Annotated in this window: 15 protein-coding genes; 4 read left to right on the forward strand and 11 right to left on the reverse strand. The window is 62.0% G+C overall.

Going from position 1 to position 19,888, the window contains the following annotated elements; genetic code table 11:
* Positions 1-497: hypothetical protein (locus ACPYOP_RS29030; protein ID WP_481413710.1), on the reverse strand; the 497-nt coding region annotated here is incomplete at its 3' end.
* A 195-nt stretch (positions 498-692) separates the two neighbouring features.
* Here ACPYOP_RS29030 and ACPYOP_RS29035 point away from each other — a divergent pair.
* The gene (locus tag ACPYOP_RS29035; RefSeq protein WP_481413711.1) at positions 693-2,483 is read left to right on the forward strand and encodes an ABC transporter ATP-binding protein; all 1,791 of its coding nucleotides are present in this window, start codon (positions 693-695) and stop codon (positions 2,481-2,483) included.
* Positions 2,484-2,667: 184 nt separating this feature from the next.
* Here the strand turns inward: ACPYOP_RS29035 and ACPYOP_RS29040 are convergent, their stop codons facing one another.
* Positions 2,668-4,353 carry a Na/Pi cotransporter family protein gene (locus ACPYOP_RS29040; RefSeq protein WP_481413712.1) on the reverse strand — a complete coding sequence of 562 codons (1,686 nt, stop codon included), beginning with the start codon at positions 4,351-4,353 and terminating at the stop codon, positions 2,668-2,670.
* Positions 4,354-4,746: 393 nt separating this feature from the next.
* Here ACPYOP_RS29040 and ACPYOP_RS29045 point away from each other — a divergent pair, with 393 nt between their 5' ends.
* Positions 4,747-5,553 carry an MBL fold metallo-hydrolase gene (locus ACPYOP_RS29045; protein WP_481413713.1) on the forward strand — a complete coding sequence of 269 codons (807 nt, stop codon included), beginning with the start codon at positions 4,747-4,749 and terminating at the stop codon, positions 5,551-5,553.
* A gap of 70 nt (positions 5,554-5,623) precedes the next feature.
* Here the strand turns inward: ACPYOP_RS29045 and ACPYOP_RS29050 are convergent, their stop codons facing one another.
* From ACPYOP_RS29050 to ACPYOP_RS29075, 6 genes are all read right to left on the reverse strand, one after another.
* Positions 5,624-6,367: a glycerophosphodiester phosphodiesterase family protein gene (locus ACPYOP_RS29050; protein ID WP_481413714.1), complete on the reverse strand. Its 744-nt coding sequence runs from the start codon at positions 6,365-6,367 to the stop codon at positions 5,624-5,626.
* A gap of 12 nt (positions 6,368-6,379) precedes the next feature.
* A complete protein-coding gene (locus tag ACPYOP_RS29055) occupies positions 6,380-7,258 on the reverse strand; it encodes an ABC transporter permease (RefSeq protein ID WP_481413715.1) in 879 nt (292 codons plus the stop codon).
* 10 nt (positions 7,259-7,268) lie between these two features.
* Positions 7,269-8,198: an ABC transporter permease gene (locus ACPYOP_RS29060; protein WP_481413716.1), complete on the reverse strand. Its 930-nt coding sequence runs from the start codon at positions 8,196-8,198 to the stop codon at positions 7,269-7,271.
* 8 nt (positions 8,199-8,206) lie between these two features.
* On the reverse strand, positions 8,207-9,190 hold the full coding sequence (locus tag ACPYOP_RS29065; protein ID WP_481413717.1) for an ABC transporter ATP-binding protein: 984 nt from the start codon (positions 9,188-9,190) through the stop codon (positions 8,207-8,209).
* A complete protein-coding gene (locus tag ACPYOP_RS29070) occupies positions 9,187-10,200 on the reverse strand; it encodes an ABC transporter ATP-binding protein (protein WP_481413718.1) in 1,014 nt (337 codons plus the stop codon). The genes ACPYOP_RS29065 and ACPYOP_RS29070 overlap by 4 nt, the downstream gene beginning before the upstream one ends.
* A gap of 81 nt (positions 10,201-10,281) precedes the next feature.
* Entirely contained in the window at positions 10,282-11,916 is a 1,635-nt protein-coding gene (locus ACPYOP_RS29075; protein ID WP_481413719.1) for an ABC transporter substrate-binding protein, read from the reverse strand.
* A 403-nt stretch (positions 11,917-12,319) separates the two neighbouring features.
* Here ACPYOP_RS29075 and ACPYOP_RS29080 point away from each other — a divergent pair, with 403 nt between their 5' ends.
* Positions 12,320-13,255, forward strand: a complete 936-nt coding sequence (locus tag ACPYOP_RS29080) for a sugar-binding transcriptional regulator (protein ID WP_481413720.1) — start codon at positions 12,320-12,322, stop codon at positions 13,253-13,255.
* Positions 13,256-13,282: 27 nt separating this feature from the next.
* On the opposite strand, the gene ACPYOP_RS29085 is transcribed toward ACPYOP_RS29080, so the two are convergent.
* From ACPYOP_RS29085 to ACPYOP_RS29095, 3 genes are read right to left on the reverse strand one after another with little or no spacing between them, the layout of a single operon-like run.
* Complete coding sequence (locus tag ACPYOP_RS29085; protein WP_481413721.1) at positions 13,283-14,674, reverse strand: sensor histidine kinase; 1,392 nt, start codon at positions 14,672-14,674, stop codon at positions 13,283-13,285.
* A complete protein-coding gene (locus ACPYOP_RS29090; protein ID WP_481413722.1) occupies positions 14,671-15,342 on the reverse strand; it encodes a response regulator transcription factor in 672 nt (223 codons plus the stop codon). Before ACPYOP_RS29090 ends, ACPYOP_RS29085 begins: the two co-directional genes overlap by 4 nt.
* A gap of 2 nt (positions 15,343-15,344) precedes the next feature.
* Complete coding sequence (locus ACPYOP_RS29095; RefSeq protein ID WP_481413723.1) at positions 15,345-15,599, reverse strand: PepSY domain-containing protein; 255 nt, start codon at positions 15,597-15,599, stop codon at positions 15,345-15,347.
* A 240-nt stretch (positions 15,600-15,839) separates the two neighbouring features.
* Between ACPYOP_RS29095 and ACPYOP_RS29100 the strand changes: the two genes are divergently transcribed.
* Positions 15,840-19,883: a Pls/PosA family non-ribosomal peptide synthetase gene (locus ACPYOP_RS29100; protein WP_481413724.1), complete on the forward strand. Its 4,044-nt coding sequence runs from the start codon at positions 15,840-15,842 to the stop codon at positions 19,881-19,883.
* Positions 19,884-19,888 lie beyond the last annotated feature (5 nt).

Raw genomic sequence — 19,888 nt, forward strand, 5'->3', positions numbered from 1 at the left:
ATGGCGCATTTGCACGATGAGGCGTGATCCCCTACCCTGCAAAACGGGCGTGATGCACTTGGGTTAGCTTCTCCACGCAAAGTTAAAGTGTCCTCATTCTGCAAAGTTGGAATGTCACTCTCCCCGGGTTTTGATGACCTGGGAGATTTGCGGATGGGATTGATTGCGACGAACGGCGCAAGAGCGCCATCCTGCTCGACGCCGCATTTTATTTCCTGGCCGCGGCCCATGGCATGAACGGCGATTATGTTATGGTGCGCGAGATGACTGGAAGCGTTTCGGCGTAGGCAGCAACAGGATTTATGCGCAGCGCCGTTGCGCGGCATCCAGCTGTGACGACATAAGACATGGCTCTTTTCCTCCAAAATGGTGTGGCATTCGCGCATCATTCCCCGTAAAGTAGAAAAAATCGGGTTGGCAAAATCGAAATAGTTCGATACAAAATGTCCACCGCTGCAGATCAATCTAAGGAGGCGTTGCATGACACCAGCATTCATCGAAACGCTCCCGTCCGGAATGATCCGACACTAGGTCATTTCTATTCGCGGCCCGCCACGGGCGCGAAATGCGGCTTTTAATTTCCTTCACAGCTCGAACGATCTGCCGGGATCACTTCGTCTCCCGCTCCGACTGTGTCTATTAACTCTCGATTTTGGGGCCGGCTGCCTGAACGCGGGGCCGGACTGGTTAAAATGACTCGCAAGAAGCTCGACTTCCGTGCCGACGCTTATCGCAACGTGCTCGGCTTTGTTTTTCGTCAGTGGACCCATCGCCCCGCTCTGGTGGGCACCATTATCCTGCTGGTAGTAGCCAGCACTCTGGCTGAAGTTCTGGTGCCGGTGTTTTCCGGCCAGATCGTCGACGCGATTGCCAGTGGCAATAAGTCTGGCGATGCAATTCGTGCCTTCGCTATCGTCGTAACCCTCGGTCTGACGAGTGTTGCATTGCGCTGGTTTATCTTCGACGGGATCATCCTGCTGACGCTGCGCATCATGGCGGATGTGGTCAATAACGGCTTCCACAAGGTGCAGCGGTTCTCGACTGATTGGCATGCCAACAGTTTTGCCGGCTCGACGGTGCGCAAGATCACCCGCGGCATGTGGGCGCTCGACTCACTTAACGATCTCCTGCTGGTAGCTTTGCTGCCCTCGTTTGTCATGCTGGTGGGTGCCAGTGTCGTGCTTGGCAGTTATTGGCCGATCATGGGCTTCATCGTGGCAGCGGGATCGGTGATCTATATCGGCGTGACCGTCATGCTTTCGATGGGGTTCGTATCGCCGGCGGCAAAGCTTGCCAACGCCTGGGATACCAAGCTGGGCGGCGCGCTGGCGGATGCCATCAGCTGCAACTCGGTGGTGAAGGCTTTCGGCGCTGAAAGCCGCGAAGAGGAACGCTTGCGCCATGTCCTGACCAAATGGGACAGCCGAACGCGGCGGACATGGAAACGCGGAACACTGAACGGCACGATCCAGGGCTTTATGATGGTCTCCATGCAGGCCGGCATTCTTGGTACCGGCCTTGTCATGTGGCAGCAGGGGCTGGCGACGCCCGGCGACATCACATTTGTGCTGGCGATGTTTTTCGTCCTGCAGGGTTATCTGCGCTCGGTGGGGCAAGACATTCGAAACCTGCAGCGTGCCGTCAACGACATGGAAGAACTTGTCCTGCTCGACAAAACACCACTCGGAATCGAGGACAAGCCGAACGCGAAGGCCATCACGATCGGTAAGGGCGAAATCGTGTTCGACCGCGTCACCTTCCAATACGGCGCCCACCCTACCCCGCTTTACGACAATTTCTCGGTCACTATCAAACCGGGCGAGCGGGTCGGATTGGTGGGGCATTCCGGCTCGGGCAAGACGACCTTCGTCAAGCTCATCCAGCGCCTCCATGACGTGAAGTCCGGTTCGATCCGAATTGACGGACAGGATATCGCCCATGTCACGCAATCGAGCCTGCGCTCCCAGATCGCGATCGTGCAGCAGGAGCCCATCCTGTTTCATCGCACGCTGGCTGAAAACATCGCCTATGGTCGACCGAACGCGTCACGCCGTGAGATCGAGAATGCAGCGAGACAGGCCAGCGCGCATCATTTTATCATGGGCCTGCCGAAGGGCTATGAGACGATGGTGGGCGAGCGCGGTGTCAAGCTGTCGGGTGGCGAGCGTCAGCGCGTCGCCATCGCTCGGGCCTTTCTGGCTGACGCACCCGTGCTGATCCTCGATGAGGCAACCTCCAGTCTTGACAGCGAGAGCGAAGTGCAGATCCAGCAGGCGATGGAGCGTCTGATGGAGGGCCGCACGACGCTGGTGATCGCACACCGCCTATCGACGGTGCGGGCGCTAGATCGATTGCTTGTTTTCGATAAGGGAATGATCGTCGAAGAAGGCGACCATCAAGCGCTCATCCGGCTCAACAACGGCATCTATCGCCGGCTGTTCGAACGGCAGGCACTCGAGCTGACCAAGGGTCTGGTGGCGTGAACCAAAGAACAGCGCTCTGCCACTTGCTCAACACAAGAGAAGGCTTGGGCCGTTGTCGCAATCCGGCCGCTTTCCCGCGCGGTGATCAGCAGGATTTCGACATTTTCCTGCCCCTATAACCGTCGTTAACGGACCGGCGGGCGAAGAGGTTGTTCGCTTCGCCCGCCGGCCGAGATAGGTCTTTTTAGTCATTCGCAGTCATGGCCGCCTGTGGGACCGGGCTTGGCGTGCGGCTCTGCAAGAGTTCACCGCGCTCTTCCAGAACGGGATAGGCGGCCGCCGCAACAAGATGGGAATTGATCTGCTTGAGATCGCGCAGCAGATCGAGGTGAAGCGAGCTGGTCTCGGCGGTCTCGATGCCCCCTTGCCGCAGGCGCTGGAAATGGGCTTCCGTTCCCTCGCGCTCCGCCTTGCGAAAGATAACTTTCTCCTCCGCCAGCATGCGGGCGGCGCTCTCGTTCTGTGTCATGAACAGGGCTGCCGCTGTCCGCAGGTTCGATTGCAATCGGTCGAACAGTTTCGCCAGCTCGAGCTGCCCCTCCTTCGAGAAGCTCAAACCTCGGCGCAGGCGCTTGGCCAGATGCGGCAGCAGGTTCTGATCGAGAACGTCGCCGGCATGCTCCATGTTCATCGAAAACAGCAATATCTCGTTCAGACGCCGCCTGTCGGCTTCGCCCAGCTCATCGGGATCGATCGAGGTCAGATAGGTCTTAACCGCCGTGTTGAGGCTGTCGAGGATATTGTCCAGCGACCGCAGCCGCGCCAATGCCCGTCGATCGGTGTCCGACAGCGCCGATTTCGCGCCGGCGAGCATTTCCGACAAGACGTCGACCAGCCGCAACGCCTCTCGCGCCGCAGCCCCAAGAGCAACGACAGGCGTCTCCTTGGCGGCGGGATCGAGATATCTGGGGCGTGTCGGATCGGCCTCGTCGATCTTCTGCGGCAGCAGTTTCGTCAAAAGATCGGCATAGGGCCGCAAAAGCGGCATGAATACCACAGCCAGAACGACATTGAAGGCACTGTGAAAATTGGCAACCGCACGGCCGCTGTCGCTGTCGACCATCGCCGACAGGCGCGTGGCGGGCTCCAGCAGGCCGATCACCGCGATCACCCCGACAATGCGTGTCAGCATGTTGCCGATCGGCAGCCGCTTGACGGATAGATCGGTGCCCGACTGCCCTTCGATCAGCGGGTTGATCGCGGTTCCCAGATTGGCGCCGAGAACGAGAGCAAAGGCCTGATCGAGATCGACAAGACCCTTGCTTGCCAGGGACATGATGAGCAGCACTACGGCAACGCTGGAATGGGCGGCCCATGTGAGGATCGCCGCCAGAAGCATGCTCAGCACCGGTGTTGCGGCGATCGCATCCAGCACATAGGCAAGCGCCTTCGACCCTTCATATTGCGTCATCAGATCGAGCAGCTGATGCAGCGCCAGAAGCATGAAGCCGAGCCCGACCATGACGCGCCCGAGATCGTGAATGCGCGAATTCCCGACCCGCCGGAACATCAGGACGCCGATAAGGATGAGCGCCGGCGACGCGGCCGCGACATCGAAGGACAGCACCTGCACGATCAGGGTCGTTCCCACATTGGCGCCCAGCATGACGGCAAGCGCCGGCACGAGGTCCACCAGCCCGCCGGCTGCAAAGCCCGATGCCATCAGGCCGGTTGCCGTGCTGCTCTGCAGGATCGCGGTGACACCGATCCCGGCAAAAAACGCCTTGGTGCGATTGCTCAAGGCGCGGCCGAGGAAAGAGCGAAGATCCGGGCCGAAGGCGCGCTGGATGCCGGTCTGGACCATGCGCGTGCCCCAGAGCAACAGGGCGATGTGGCCGGCCAAAGCAACGAGGCCGAAAATAAGCGCCATAACGGTCCTCCGTATATCGGCGATGCCCGGACAAATACCGAACATCGACATCTCGATTGACTAAACTTTTATTAGCCGACTATGTTTCTTCGTCTTTACACCTTTTGCAAGGCCAGATTGTCGCAAAATGAGGGGAAAAAATTTATTGTTTAAAATCATAACGATGGAACGATCCGAATCTTGTCATTAATTACGATAAATATCCATTTTTCGCGGAAAGGCCCCGTCTGAAAACGACGACTTTCGGCCGCAACGATATTCTCCGACAGCGTTGCTTTGCCTTTTTCGCTTTGATCCGTCCGGCGTCTGACCAATATAGCATAAAAACCTCAACTTGCCGCGCGGCAGGCTCCCGCCCGCAGGCTGGGCAGACAAACAGATTAGGACTTCGAGATGACGCATTTTATCTGCATGGCATGCGGCACGCAGTTCCATGAAAGCGACGCACCGCCGCCAGCCTGCCCGACATGCGCGGATGATCGTCAATTCGTGCCCCAATCAGGGCAGGAATGGACAGACATGGCAAAGCTTGGCCAAACCCATAGCGTGACTTGGAACAAAGTAGCGGAAGGCGTTCACAGCCTACAGATCTCGCCTTCTTTCGGCATCGGCCAGCGCGCATTTCTGATCGAAGGACCGGATGGCAATATCCTCTGGGATTGCCTCAGCCTGGTCGATGAAGCCAGCAAAGCCCGGATTGTCGCCATGGGTGGCTTGAGCGCGATCGCGATCTCCCATCCCCATTTCTATTCGTCGATGATTGAATGGAGTGTCGCCTACGGCGACATGCCGATCTATGTCCACGCCGATGATGCGAATTGGGTGCAGCGGTCCGGTTCGTCCCTGCGCCCATGGACCGATGAAACACTGCGGATCGGCCAGGCGACGATGATCCGCTGCGGCGGTCATTTTGACGGTAGTTCCGTGCTCCATTGTCCGTGGCTCGAGGGCGGCCGAGGCGCCCTTTTCATCGGCGACACCATGCAGGTCACCATGGACCGCAAATTCGTCAGCTTCATGCGCAGCTACCCGAACCTCATTCCCCTCGCCGCCAAGGCGGTCATGGCAATTTCGCAAGCCGTACAACCATACCGGTTCGAGACGATCTACGGCGCCTTCCCCGGCCGCACGATCGAGAGCGACGGCAACCGCGTGGTGGAACGCTCGGCGGAGAGATATGTCAAGGCAATCGCAGGCTGAGGTACCAAATGCCTGGGCTATCGCGTAAGCGAAAAACCACCGGATCTTCCACATCAGCCGTCGCGGAAGATCATGTCACGATCAGCGAGCGCAGCTTCAATGCCAGATCGGGGCTATCCGAAGTCAGGCTGCCGATACCCCGCTCCAGCCAATGGCAGATCTCTGCCTCGTCGTTGATCGTCCAGACGCAGAGCCGTTCCAGAGGCAGCCGGCCGCGGATCAGATCCCATTCGGCTTCCATAAGCTCGTGGTGGATGGCGACGATCTTCACCAGCTCATCCACGCGGTCGATGAAGGCGGCGAGCCCACCGCGCTTCTCAGCCCAGGCGGCGTTGACGGAAACCAGACGCGAGATTTTCGGAGCATGAAGGCGGCAATCCTCCAGAACCGACAGGTCGAAGGAGGTCAGATAGGAGCGTTCTTCGACGCCGAAGCGGGCGAGTTCGGCCGCCACCCGCGCCGCGACGCCAGGATAAGGGGTTCCGTGCTCGTCGACCTTGATTTCGACATGCAAGTCGATGGCATTGTTCGGCGCAAGCACCTGCAGCACCTCGGTAAGGGTCGGAATGGCCTCGTCCGTGCCCTTCAGGCGGGTCGCCTTGCGGCCCTCGATCGACAGGTCCTGCACGGGACCAGCGCTTTCGGCGGTGCGTTCGAGGGTCGCGTCATGAATGACGACGAGTTCGCCGGTGCGCGTCAGGTGGACATCGAATTCGACGGCGTCCACGCCCAGCGCAGCAGCATTGCGAAAGCCGGTGAGCGAATTTTCGGGCCAGAGGTTGCGGGCACCGCGATGGCCGGTAATCAAGGTCATTGAGCATGTTTCCTATCGGATCGTGGGATCGAGCTTGTCGCGCAGCCAATCGCCGACGAGCGAAATCGACAGCGTTGTCAGCATGATGACGATGGCGGGCGCCAGCATGATCCAGGGCGCGCGCGTCAGATATTCGCGGCCGAAGCCGACCATGTTGCCGAGGCTGGTTTCCGGCGGCTGCACGCCGAGGCCGAGGAAGGACAGGCCGCTTTCCATCAGGATGATTTCGGGGAAGGTCAGCGTCATGGAAACGATCAGCGTCGAAGCGACGTTGGGAAGGATATGACGCAGGTAAACGCGCGCAGGCGTCGCGCCGAGCTGCACCACCGCGGCGGCATAGCCCTGAGCCCCGGCGGCGATGGCAAGCCCTCGCGCGATGCGCGCATAGCGCTCCCAGCCGTAGAAGCCCATCAAGCATACGAGCAGCAGCATCGAGGAGCCGAAGAAGGCGAGCACGGCCAGAGACATGATGAGAAAGGGAAGCGCCGCCTGGAAATCGGCAAGCATTAGGACGAGATGCTCCACGAAGCCGCGGAATTGCGCCGCCAGAAAACCGAGCAGCGTGCCGAAGATCGCAGACAGCAACGTCGCACCGAATGCGATGACGAGCGACACCCGGATCGACTGAATGAGGCGCGAAAGCACATCGCGGCCGAGTTCGTCGGTGCCAAGCAGATGCTTTGCACCACCCGGCGCAGACAGCCGGCTGGTCAGATCCATGACGGTGATGTTGAATGGTCGGATATGATCGGCGAAAATTGCCGTCGCGACCATGGCCGCAAGCCACAGCAGGCAGAGAGCGACCGAAAACGGCACATTGCGGCGCAGGAAGGAAACGAGGCCGCCCTTCTTTCGAGAGACCGGCGTTTCGATAAGATCGGCAGTGGCCATCATGGTCTCCTCAGTGTCGTGCCGCGTGCGAGCGAAGGCGCGGGTCGAGCCAGCCGTAGAGCAGGTCGACGACGAGATTCGACACGACCATGGCGGCGGCGATGATGAGCAGGATGCATTGAACGACGGCAAGGTCGCGGTTGCTGACGGAAACCACCAGCAGGCGCCCGATGCCCGGCCAGGAAAAGATCGATTCCACCACGACGGCGCCGGCCAGCAGCGAGCCGACCATGAAGCCGACGATGGTGACGATCGGCACCGCCGCATTCGGCAGGGCATGTTTCCAGACCACATCGCGCCATGTCAGCCCCTTGGCGGAAGCCGTGCGGATATAGGGTTGCCCCATGACCTCGATCATGGCGCTGCGCGAGAAGCGGGCGAGGATGCCGATCCCGCCGATGCTCATGGTCAGCGTCGGCAGGATGCCGTGCATCCAGGTGTCCTGCCCGCCCGAGGGCAGCCAGCCGAGAATGACGGAGAAGATCAGCACGAGCACCAGCCCCATGACGAAGGAAGGGATGGTAAAGCCGAGCACGGCGGCAAGGATGACGCCGCGATCCGTGAAGCTCTGACGATGCAAGGCGGCGTAGACGCCCGCCGGGATGCCGAGGACGAGCTTGAGAACAAGAGCCGGGATCGTCAGCTGCAGGGTCGCGGGCACGCGTTCCAGTACCAGGCGCAGCGCCGAAGCCTTGTCGCGCATCGATACACCGAAATCGCCGGTGAAGATCGATTTGATATAGGCGATGTATTGAACCCACAGCGGCTGGTCGAGACCCCAGGACTTGCGGAAGGCATCGACCGCTTCCTGCGGCACATCAGGCCCGAGCATCACCAGGGCGGGATCGCCCGACATGCGCAGCACGACAAAAGCAAAGGTGATGACGGCCAGGATCGTCAGTGCGGCACGGAAGAGGCGGACGAGAACGAAGCGAATCATGATGGCCTCTATGCCGCGACCGGCGTGGTTTCACCCGCCACGACATGGCAGGCAGCGGTGTGCCCATCACCGATCTCGCGCAGTTGCGGCGCAATGGAGCGGCATATGTCGAGAGCCAGCGGGCAACGGGGATGGAAGGCGCAGCCGGATGGGCGGCTTGCCGGGTTCGGCGGCTCGCCCTGCAGGATGACGCGGTCCCGGAGCGGCTTGCCGGGCACGGGAACGCTCGAAACCAGCGCCCTGGTATAGGGATGCTGCGGCGAGCGGAAGATGACGTCGGAAGAGGCCTCCTCCATGATGCGGCCGAGATACATGACAGCAACGCGGTCGGCGACGTTGCGCACCACCTTCAGATCGTGACTGATGAAGATCATGGCGATGCCGTTCTGTTCCTGCAGGTCTCGCATCGTGTTGATGACCTGCGCTTGGATCGACACGTCGAGCGCCGAAACCGGTTCGTCGCAGACGAGAAGCCTTGGTCGCGAGGCAAGCGCCCGGGCAATCACCGCGCGCTGGCGCTGGCCGCCGGAAAGCTCGTGGGGATAGCTTTCCGCCTGGTCGGCACGCAGCCCGACGGCGGCCATCAGTTCCGCCACGCGCATGGCATGATGCTCTCTAGGAACCAGCTTATGGATCTCGAGCGGCTCGGCGATCTGGGCGGCGATCGTCAGGCGGCGATCGAGGGCTGCAAGCGGATCCTGGAAGACGAGCTGCATTTTCGCGCGCAGTGCCCGCCACTCCGCGCTGCCGCGTTCAGGCATCGGCCGGCCTTCGAAATGAATTGTGCCCTCCCGAGCGTCATCGATCCCAAGCAGCATGCGCCCGAGCGTCGACTTGCCGGAACCGGATTCGCCGACGATACCGAGCGTCTCGCCCGGTGCGACCGCCAGCGACACCCCGTCGACAGCGCGCACCAGGCTCGTACGGCCGAAGAGGCCGCGGCGCATGCCGTAGACGCGGACAAGGCTGCGAGCTTCGATGAGCGGGGTCATTGCAACAGGCCCTCGGGAATATGGGATCGGATTTCGGAGGCTCCCGCGGCGGGCACGGGCCGCAGGCAGGCGAGCTTGCGGCCGTCTTCGAACGCAGCAAGCTGCGGCCGCTCGTTGCGGCAGTCCTCGACGGCACGCGAACAGCGCGGCGAGAAGGAACAGCCCTTCGGCAGATGTTTCGGGTTCGGCACGGTGCCGCGAATGGGGATCAGCCGCTCGCGGCCACCGTCAATGCGCGGAATGGCATCGAACAGGCCGCGCGTATAGGGATGGCGCGGCTCGGAGAAAAGCTGCTCGACACTGCCCTCCTCGACAATGCGCCCCGCATACATGACGCAGATGCGCTCGCACACCTGGCTGACGGCGCCGAGATCGTGGCTGATGAAGACGGTCGCCATGCCGGTCTCGGCGCGAAGCTCGATCAGCAGATCGAGGATCTGCGCCTGGATCGTAGCGTCGAGCGCCGTCGTCGGCTCGTCGGCAATCAGAAGATCGGGCTGGCCGGCAAGCGCCATGGCGATCATCAGGCGCTGGCACTGGCCGCCGGAAAATTCATGCGGATAGGAATCGAAGCGGCGACGCGCGTCGGGGATACCGACCATGTCCATCAGCCGTATCGCCTCCGCCCTTGCGGCCTCGCCGCGCAGGCCGCAATGGGCGGTGAGCGCCTCGGCAATCTGCCGGCCGATGCGCAGCACCGGATTGAGGGAGCTCGACGGATCCTGGAAGATCATCGCGATGCGCTTGCCGCGCACGCTTTCGAGCACGGCACGCTGCCCGCCGATCAACTCGCGGCCTTCGAGCTTGACGGAGCCGGCAACAGCCGCCTTGGCGGGCAACAGGCCAAGAGCCGCCAGCCAGGTAACCGACTTGCCGCAGCCGGATTCGCCGACAAGGCCGAGCGCCTCGCCTTTGCCGACGTCAAGATTGATGCCGTGGAGAACCTGCACGCCGTCGAAGGCGACGGTCAGGTCGCGCAGTTCCACAAGGCTGGAGCCGGTCGTGCCCATGTTTCATCCCCGCATTTCGTTCGAAGCAAAAGACGTCCCGCGGCGGGCTTGCCACCGCCGCGGGACGAAGCGATGAACCGGTCAGATCGACCAGTTGGTGGAGCGGAAGTCCATGGCGAAAGCCGGAGCCGCCTTCCACTTCAGCGATGACTTCATGCCGGTGAAGACGGCATTCTGATGCAGGACCTGGTAGACCGGGTCTTCGCGTTCGCAGATTTCGAGCATGCGGGTGACGGCCTTCTTGCGCAGCACGCGGTCGGTGGAGGTTTCCATGACGACGGAGAGCTTGTTCATCTCCTCGTTGCTCCAGTCCTTCTTCTGTTGGACCTCGCCGTTGGGGCCGAACTGCACGACCAGGGGCGTGATCGGATCGTTGATGCTGTTGCCGGCCGACCAGTCGCGCACGCCCTTGACGCCGGACGGATCGTGGATCTGCGCCCAGTTTTCCTTCATCTGGATCTCGACGTTGATGCCGACCTGCTTCCACATCTCCACCATGATCTGGCCGTTGGCCGTCTGGTTCGTGTAGTAGTTGTTCAGCAGGCGGAACGGGATCGCATCTCCCTTGTAGTTTGCCTGCTTCAGAAGATCCTGGGCAAGCTTCGGATCATATTGCGGGACCTTCCAGCCTTCGACGAACATGTCGCTGGAACGGAAGGAATCGAACTGCAGGCCGGCTGGGACGACGGTCTTGCCGCCCCAGAGCGCATCGACGATCGCCTGACGGTCGATGGCATGCGTCATGGCGCGACGCACCAGCGGGTTGGCGAGGACCGGATTCTGTACGTTGAAGACCGAGATGCGATGGTTCCAGATCATCGAATTTTGAACTTCATAGCCCGGAGCAGCCTGGACCGTGGCAATCTGGTCCGGCGGCAGGTCGCAGGCGAAGTCGTATTCGCCCGAAAGCAGGCCGTTGACGCGCGAGGCAACTTCGGGAACCTCGACGAAACGGATCTGCTCGAGCGGCGGGCGGCCGCCCCAATATTGGTCGAAGGCGACCAGCGTCAGCGAGACGTCGGGCTTGAATTCGCCGACCATGTAGGGGCCGGTCGTAACGGGCTTGCGAGCCCAATCGGCATAGGTGGCGGCTTCATCCCAGCTGCGGCGGCTGGCGATCTGGCTGCCGAAGGAATACAGGCGGCCTTCCAGCGTCACGTCGGGCGTCGCATTGTGGAAACGGACCGTGTATTTATCGACGATCTCGACGCCGGCGAGCGCCGGCCACAGACGGCGGCCGATGCCGGGAATGGTGGCCGGCAATTCCTTGACGGTTGCGGGCTTGTGATCGTCTTCGAAAATCGTCTTGCCGCCTGCCGGCTCGGTGTTGCCGAACAAGCGCTCGCGCGAGAAGGAGAAGGCGACGTCTTCGGCGGTGAGTTCATCCCCGTTGTGGAACTTCACGCCCTGGCGCAGCTTGAGTTCGAGCGTCTTGTCGTCGAGGCGCTTCCACTCGGTCGCAAGGCCCGGAACCGGCCCCTGATTGCCCATCCAGTCGCGCAGAATCAGGCCTTCCCAAAGGTTCGGGAAAAAGACGCGCTCGCCGACGTTGGACTGCTCGTTCCATATGTCGAGCGTGTTGTTGTTGGTGATCTTCTGGACCGCGATGGTGATAGACGGACGCTTGGCCTGGCTGAAGGCGAAGCGCGGCAGCATGAGCGTGCCGGCGGTTGCGCCGAGCAGGCCGAGCGCGCCGCGTCGATTGATCGAAAGCATCGGAAACTCCTCTTGTGATGACCCCACGAGCCCCCGGAGCCGCGCGGCCTTGCCTATTAAGATCGTCTGCATGTCGCCCAATTGACGGCTCCATGAAGTTTCGGTAACGCGCCTGCCGCGGATGCGGCGAAGAGCGGTTTCGTCGCGCGAAACATCCGCGCGCCGAGATCAGCCGGCGGCCGCATTTCTGAATGCAAAGATGCCGGACGCTCCCCTGAAAATGCCCATAAACGAAGAGTACTTGAACGCACGCGCCGGCCTGCCGCTCGCTATCAGCGCGCCGTCGACCAATGCGGCGTCGCACTCGGAGATCAGAAACTCTATCGTCATGCCGACGGCATTACGTTACATATGTTACATCTATGTGATGTTTGTAACTTTTAGGCATGTGGGCAGGGGAAATATGGAATTGCACGAGATGAAGATCCGGGCGGCCTGGCTCTACCACGTAGAGGGCCTGACGCAGGCACAGATCGCGGAGCGGATGACCCTCACCCGTCGGCGGGTGAACGAATTGCTCGCCGCCGCCGTGGAGGAAGGGATCGTCAGGGTGAGTTTCGCCTCGCCGCTCACCGCCAGCATCGAGCTTGAATCGCGCTTGTGCGAGCGCTTCGGCCTCGAGCGTGCCGTCGTGGTTCCGACGCCGGCCGATCCGCGCCTGCTTCATCAGGCAATCGGCCGCGGCGCCGCGGCCTATCTGGATCGGCTGATCCAGGCACGCAGGCCACGCTCGATCGGCGTTGGCTGGGGCGCGACGCTGCGCGAAACGGTGAGCCATATGACACCGGCGAGCGAACCGCAGATCGAGGTGCGCTCGATGATGGGCGGGCTGGCGCGCGGCTCGGAAATCAACACATTTGAAATCGTACGCGGCTTCGCCCAAGTGCTGAAGGCGGAATGCCATTATTTTCTCGCTCCGATCTATGCGGAAAGCCCGCAATCGCGCGCGGCGATCATCTCCCAATCGGTCTTCGAAGGAATCTTCCGCAAGACCTGCGAGGTGGATATTTCCTTCCTGAGCGTCGGCGACATGACCCGGCAATCGCTGCAGGTGCGTTATGGGCTGCCGGCCGGCACGGAGGTCGAAAGCCTTGCGGCGGCCGGCGCGGTCGGGGACCTGCTGGGCCACTATCTCGATGCAGACGGCAATCCTGTCGACCATCCGCTGAACGGAAAGGTGATCGCCCCGGATCTCGCCGATTATCGCGGCATACCCTGTCGCATCGTCGCTTCCGGCGGTGCGCACAAGCAGGCAATCCTGCGCGCGGCTGTCCGTGCCGGCCTGGCAACGTCACTCGTCACGGACGAGGAAAGCGCGAAGCTGCTGTTGTCAGCCTGACGATATCGGGCAGCTCTTGGAAATGCTTTAGACCTCCGGTGCCACCTGCCTGTCCTTGACCAGTCGCGCCGGCAAAGTGACGGTGACCGACAATCCGCCGAGATTGGAGCGGGCAAGCGTCAGTTTGCCGTCATAGGCCTCGACCAGATCCTTGGCGATCGCAAGACCGAAGCCGGTTCCGGCGATGCTTTCGTCCAGTCGCCGGCCGCGGCGGATGAAGGCGATCTCCGCATCTTCCGGCAAGCCAGGACCATCATCCTCGATCAGCAACTTCACCCCTTCGAGTTCGGGCAGCAGCGACAGGCAAACCTTAACCCTTCCCGCGGCCCACTTCCTTGCATTGTCGATCAGGTTGCCGGTAATATCAGCAAAATCCGCTTCGTCGACGGCCAGCCACATCTCGGCGGGTGCCTCAAGCTGGAATTCGATCTCCCGGTCCACCGACAGGCGCCGCATGACCGAGATGATCTTCTGCAGATCCGCGCTGGCATCCATGACGCCGACCGTATGGGCGGCCGCCAGGCTCGCGCGGGTCTGCGCCAGCGTCCGCTTGATCTGGGCTTCCATGCGGCTGACTTCCGCCTGGATTGCCGCGGCGCGCTCCGACATGCCCTCTTCCGAAAGCATCCGCGCCGTCGCCTCGAGAGCCGCGAGCGGCGTCTTGAGACCATGGGCGAGATCGCCGGCGCGAGCGCGCGCCTGGGTCAACTGCGTCTCGCGGGAGGCCAGCAGCCCATTGAGATCGTCCACGAGAGGCTGGACCTCGCGCGGAAACTGCCCAGTGATCTTGCGTGCAGATCGCTCCTGGACCGCCATCAACGCCGTGCGGAGATCGTTCAGCGGCCGCAACCCATAGCGCAGGAATACGACGACCGCCCCGATCAGGGCGACCGACAGCACGCCAAGGGATGGCGCCATGGCATAGAAGAAGCGCCAGCGCGCCGGCGCAAGCTCGCTATTGTCAAGCGCCATGACGATATCGACGATCTGGTCGCCCGCAGCCGAGGGGATCGATATGGACCGTTCGACGGCGAGAAGATGGCTGCCGTTCGGCCCTTTCATATCCGTTGCCCGGCCTGCATCGCGAGGGCGGGCGCGAAGCCAGGGCAGGTTCTGCTCCCAGAGCGATTGCGAGCGCAACTCGACGGTGCCGTTGCGCCCGACCTGCCAATAAAAACCGCCATTGGGGATGCCGAAGCGGGGATCCGTCGGCGTATCGTCGAGGAAGAGCTGGTTGGAGGAATTTATATCGACCGCGGCCAGCAGGACGCGCAGTTCCTCGTCAATCTCGGACAGCGCAAGCGCCCTCACCGCCAGCCCGGAAATGGCGTTGATGCCGACCCCGGCAAGAAAGGTTGCAACGATGATCGCCACCACGGAACCCAGCAGCAACCGTCCCCGCAGCGAGAACGGTGTCATGACGGCGGCGCCTCGCGCGGAATGATATAACCCTGCCCGCGGCGGGTCTCGATAACGGTCCCGTCGAATTTGCGCCGCAGGCGCGCAACGACGACCTCAAGCGCGTTCGACAGCAGCTCCGTTTCCTCGTCATAGATACTGTCGGCGATCTGCGAGCGCGACAGGACGGTACCGGCATTGTGCATCAAATAGGCCAGAAGCCGATATTCAAGAGCCGTGACCTGCACCGGCTGCCCGCGAAACGAAACCGTGCGCTGGCGCGTGTCGAGCTCCAGCACGCCATTGGAAAGAATGGGAGAGGATTGGCCGGCCGCGCGGCGCATCAGGGCGCGCACACGGGCCAGAAGCTCCTCCATACGGAAGGGCTTGGTCAGATAATCATCGGCGCCGGCATCCATGCCATCGACCTTGTCGCGCCAGCCGTCGCGCGCCGTCAGTATGATGACAGGCATGCCGCGGCGCTCGGCACGCCAGCGCCGCAATACCGTCAGGCCATCGAGCTTCGGCAGCCCAAGATCGAGAATCACGAGATCGAAATGCTCGATATCACCGCGATACCATGCCTCTTCGCCATTATTCACGGTCGAGACCACATAGTGCTGGTCTTCCAGGCAGCGGCGCATATCCGCTACGATGCTGGGCTCGTCCTCGGCTATGAGAATGCGCATCGTCAGCGTCTCTCGATGACGGCGAGCGTTGCACCGTCGAGCACGATATCACCACGCTTGCCATCGGGTTTCAGCACGCGCACGGCGTAGGCCTGATGGCCGGCGCGGCGAACCCGCTTGATTCGCAGCACCCGTCCCGGCATTTCGCGCGCCACGACGGCATAGATATCGCGCAATGGCCGCAGCGTCCCCGCATCCTCCACCAGCACGCTGTTATGCGAACGGGCCGATGCCTCCATGCCTATGGAACTCAGCAAAGCTGCCACCAGGAGAACGGACAGTCGGCGGGGCAAGCCGGCTCTTCGCTCGAATATGCGCAACGATATCAATCCTTCTTCAGACATTGCACGCAGGCCGTGTGCCGCGCTGGTGAAGCATAGCTTTCTCAACATTACAGTTCCCTGACAACCCCCGTAAGAGAGCTGCAAATTGGAAGGTGTATAAGCGTCGACAGATGGCACGCTGATTGTGCCGAGTTTCGTTCCGCAGAAGTTACCATGACTATCCAGATTTCGTCGATTACTTCAAATGCCAGCCTCTCGGTTTCCTCAGGCGGCATCCGGCCCGAGTTCGTCCGCAACGAGACGCTCGTAGACATCTTCAGGGCAACGGTCGCGGCCAGCCCCGACAAGACGGCGCTGACCCTGATCGGAACCGATGAGGCGATGACCTATGCCGAACTCGACCGGCTATCCGATGAAGCCGCGCGCGCGCTGAGCCGCCGCGGCATCGGCCCGGGCGATTTTGTCGGCCTGTGGTTCGAACGCTCCCTCGATCTCCATGTCGCGCTTCTGGCAATCCTCAAGGCCGGCGCCGCCTACCTCCCCTTCGATGCGGCCGCCCCTGCGGACCGTGTCGCCGTCAGCCTTACCGATTGCGGCGCGAAATGGCTGCTGACGCATGAAGAGAAGGCCGCGCTTGCGCCCTCCTTCGATGGCCAGGCGCTTCTCCTCAAGGGCCTGCTTTCCGAAGACAATGCGGACATCGTTCCGCGTGTCGCGGCTTACGATGATCCCGCCTATGCGATCTATACGTCCGGCTCCACCGGCAAGCCGAAGGGGATCGTGATCACGCACCGGAACATCTGCCACTATCTGCGGGCAGGCAATGATGTGCTGGGGCTCGTCGAATCGGATGTCGTGCTTCAACAGGCTTCGGTCGCCTTCGATCTTTCGTTGGAAGAAATATTCGTTCCCTATCTGGTCGGCGCGACGCTGAAGGTCGCGACATCCGAAGTCATGGCCGAACTCGACAGGCTGGCCGACGTCCTGGAAACGGAAAAGATCACGGTCATCGACACTGTGCCGACCCTGCTCACCATGCTGGAACGCGACGTCGAAAGCCTGCGCGTCATCATCGTCGGCGGTGAAGCCTGCCCGCCGGCGATCGTCAGCCGATTCTCCAAATCAGGCCGGCGCCTGATCAACACCTACGGCCCGACCGAGACGACTGTCGTGGCGACCTATGCGGAGCTCGACCCGTCGCGGCCGATCACGATCGGTTGCCCGATCGCCAATACGGCCGCCTATGTCGTTGACGAAAACCTGCAGCTCGTTCCGCGCGGCGATACCGGTGAGCTGCTGATCGGCGGGCCGGGTGTCGCCGCCGGATACAGAAACCTGCCGCAGCTGACCGCCGCCAAATTCATCGCCAATCCTTTCGCGACCCACGACGATCCGGTGCTTTACCGCAGCGGCGACGCCGTTTTGATGGATGAAGACGGTCAGCTCCATTTCCTCGGACGCATCGACGACCAGGTCAAGATTCGCGGCTACCGAATCGAGCTCGGCGAGATCGAGACCGTTGTCGGCGAACTTCCGGACGTGAAGGCAGCTTCCGTCGTCGTGCACCGGCCGCCGGATGGCGAGGAAATGCTGGTCGCCCACGTCGTGACGACGGGCAACAGCTTTGATCGCGACAAGGCGCGCGCCGTGCTGGCGGCCAAGCTGCCGCCCTATATGGTGCCCGCCGCCTGGCACAGCCACGTATCGCTGCCACGGCTGCCCTCCGGCAAGATCGACCGCAAGACGCTTGCCGCGATTCCGCTGGTGAGCGATCAGTCGGCGCAAGCGCAGGAGCCGCCGCGTACCTGGACCGAGGCACAGCTGCTGAAGGCGGCGACCGAGGCGCTGCGCCTGCGCTCCATCAATTTCGAGGCGGACTTCTTCACCGAGCTCGGCGGCCATTCCATGCTGGCGGCCCGGTTCGTTTCCGAGGTCCGCAAGATCCCGCTTTTGGCAGGTATTGCGCTGCGCGACGTCTATGCCGGCCGCACCCTGCGTGGCATTGCGGCGATCCTCGAGCAACGGACCGAGCGCGCCTCCGGGCAGGAGCCCAAGAATTTCGAGCCGGCTCCCTGGCGCCGGCGCCTCTTCTGTGGCCTCGCCCAGGCCGTGGTGCTGCCCTTTATCGTCGCGCTCGCAACGCTGCAATGGATCGGCCTGCTGCTCGCTTCGATCCTGCTGATCGACGACGGCGCATCGGTCTGGAATGAGATCCTGATCCTCGGCGGCGTCTATCTCGCTCTCAATCTCGGCGAAAAGCTTATCGTCGTCGCCCTCAAATGGCTCGTCATCGGCCGTACACGTCCCGGCGTCTATCCGCTATGGGGCACCTATTATTTCCGCATCTGGCTGATGCAGCGCATCGTTCAGCTCACGGCTCCGAAATTCCTCAAGGGCTCGCCGCTCATTCGCCTCTACATGCGGGCACTTGGCGCTAAGGTCGGCCAGGATGCGATGATCGATGAATTCGAGGAAGGTGCAATCGACCTCGTGCGCGTCGGCGCAAGATCCAGCCTCGGCGTCAAGATCAAGCTCGCCAATGTCGAAGTCATCGGCAATGAGATCCATGTCGGCACGATCGACATCGGTGAAGGCGTGCAGATCGGCAATGGCTGCGTCATCGGCCACAATGTGAAGATCGGCGACGGCGCCGTCATCGGCGATCTGACGGCGATCGCCGCAGGCACGCATGTCGAAGCCCATACGCGCTGGGACGGCTCGCCCGCCCGCCAGACCGGGCATGCGGAACATGAGGAGATGCCGGCGCATCCGGAATTGGGAATCGCCGGCCGTGTATTCCAGTTCGCCGCCTATTTCGTCGCCTACAATGTCAGCCTCGTCGTCGGCCTCCTGCCGATCTTCCCGGCCTTCTACCTGTTCTCTGCCGTGCAGCAGATGTTCTCGCCGGGCACCGACGAGCCTTTGTCCTGGGGAATGATCGCCGCCCTTTCCTGGCCGGCCGCCCTGCTGCTGATCATCGTGTCCATGGCCGTCGTCGTGGCGCTTAGATGGGTGCTGCTGCCCCGCGTCGTGCCGGGCCGCTACTCCATCTTCGGCAACCTCTATTTCCGCAAATGGATCGTCGGCCTGACCACCGAGGCCATGCTGGAAACCTTGAATTCGCTCTATGCCACCGTCTTCATGCGCAATTGGTACCGCCTGATGGGCGCCAAGATCGGCAAGGGCACGGAAATCTCGGCCAACTTCGCTGGTCGCTACGACCTCATCGAAATGGGCCGCGACAACTTCATCGGCGACGAGACCATTTTCGGCGACGAGGAGATCCAGAACGGCTGGATGGTGCTCAAGCGCCTGAAGACCGGCGACCGCTGCTTCTTCGGCAATTCCTCCGTCATCTCGCAGGGCGCCGTGATCGAGAGCGATTCACTCGTCGGTATCAAGACCCGCCTGCCGGACTCCCTGCATGTCAAGACGGGCGAAACCTGGTGCGGCAGTCCCGCCTTCCAGTTCCCGACGCGCGAGCGGCTGCAGGCGGCGGCCTCCAGCACCTATGCACCGCCGCTGCGCATGCGTCTTGTCCGCATCATGTTCGAGGCCATGCACACGTCGCTTCCGACGGCCATCCTTATCGTCATGGCACTTGCGATGTCCGACCTCATGGCAAGCGCGATCGACGATGGCGCCTGGGGCAGGCTGTTCTGGACGCTGATGGCCTCAGGGTTGGCAACTTCGGGCATCCTGTATCTCGTTGCAGTCGCCTTCAAATGGACGCTCATCGGCACCTACAAGCCCATGAACCGGCCGATGTGGTCTTGGTGGGCGATGCGCACCGAAGCCGTCGCGGTCTTCTATGGCGGGCTTGCCAGCAAGATGCTGCTCGACTACCTGCGCGGCACGCCCTTTCTGCCCTGGCTGCTGCGCCCCTTCGGCGCGAAGATCGGCCGCGGCGCATGGATCAACAGCACGGATATCTGCGAGTTCGATTGCACCCATATCGGGGACCATGCCGTGCTCAACATGGGATCCTGCCCGCAAACGCATCTTTATGAAGACCGCATCATGAAGGTGGGCCGCATCAGGATCGGCAACGGCGTCTCCGTCGGCTCGGGCAGCACGGTCCTTTACGAGGCCAATATCGGAGATTTCGCCGAAATCGGACTGCTGACCCTGGTCATGAAGGGCGAGGCTATCCCGGCAAGCACGTCATGGGTCGGCACGCCTGCCCAGGCTGTGCAGGCCGAGCAGGAACCCGCCCCCATGGTTCAAAAAGAGCCCCTGCCCTCCGCGGCCGCGTGACTGCC

The sequence above is a fragment of the Rhizobium sp. KNZ2-6A genome (genome assembly GCF_056755475.1).

Coding starts and splice junctions, on each gene's coding strand:
- ACPYOP_RS29035 (WP_481413711.1), top strand. CDS start 693: ATGACTCGCAAGAAGCTCGACTTCCGTGCCGACGCTTATCGCAACGTG.
- ACPYOP_RS29040 (WP_481413712.1), bottom strand. CDS start 4,353: ATGGCGCTTATTTTCGGCCTCGTTGCTTTGGCCGGCCACATCGCCCTG.
- ACPYOP_RS29045 (WP_481413713.1), top strand. CDS start 4,747: ATGACGCATTTTATCTGCATGGCATGCGGCACGCAGTTCCATGAAAGC.
- ACPYOP_RS29050 (WP_481413714.1), bottom strand. CDS start 6,367: ATGACCTTGATTACCGGCCATCGCGGTGCCCGCAACCTCTGGCCCGAA.
- ACPYOP_RS29055 (WP_481413715.1), bottom strand. CDS start 7,258: ATGGCCACTGCCGATCTTATCGAAACGCCGGTCTCTCGAAAGAAGGGC.
- ACPYOP_RS29060 (WP_481413716.1), bottom strand. CDS start 8,198: ATGATTCGCTTCGTTCTCGTCCGCCTCTTCCGTGCCGCACTGACGATC.
- ACPYOP_RS29065 (WP_481413717.1), bottom strand. CDS start 9,190: ATGACCCCGCTCATCGAAGCTCGCAGCCTTGTCCGCGTCTACGGCATG.
- ACPYOP_RS29070 (WP_481413718.1), bottom strand. CDS start 10,200: ATGGGCACGACCGGCTCCAGCCTTGTGGAACTGCGCGACCTGACCGTC.
- ACPYOP_RS29075 (WP_481413719.1), bottom strand. CDS start 11,916: ATGCTTTCGATCAATCGACGCGGCGCGCTCGGCCTGCTCGGCGCAACC.
- ACPYOP_RS29080 (WP_481413720.1), top strand. CDS start 12,320: ATGGAATTGCACGAGATGAAGATCCGGGCGGCCTGGCTCTACCACGTA.
- ACPYOP_RS29085 (WP_481413721.1), bottom strand. CDS start 14,674: ATGACACCGTTCTCGCTGCGGGGACGGTTGCTGCTGGGTTCCGTGGTG.
- ACPYOP_RS29090 (WP_481413722.1), bottom strand. CDS start 15,342: ATGCGCATTCTCATAGCCGAGGACGAGCCCAGCATCGTAGCGGATATG.
- ACPYOP_RS29100 (WP_481413724.1), top strand. CDS start 15,840: ATGACTATCCAGATTTCGTCGATTACTTCAAATGCCAGCCTCTCGGTT.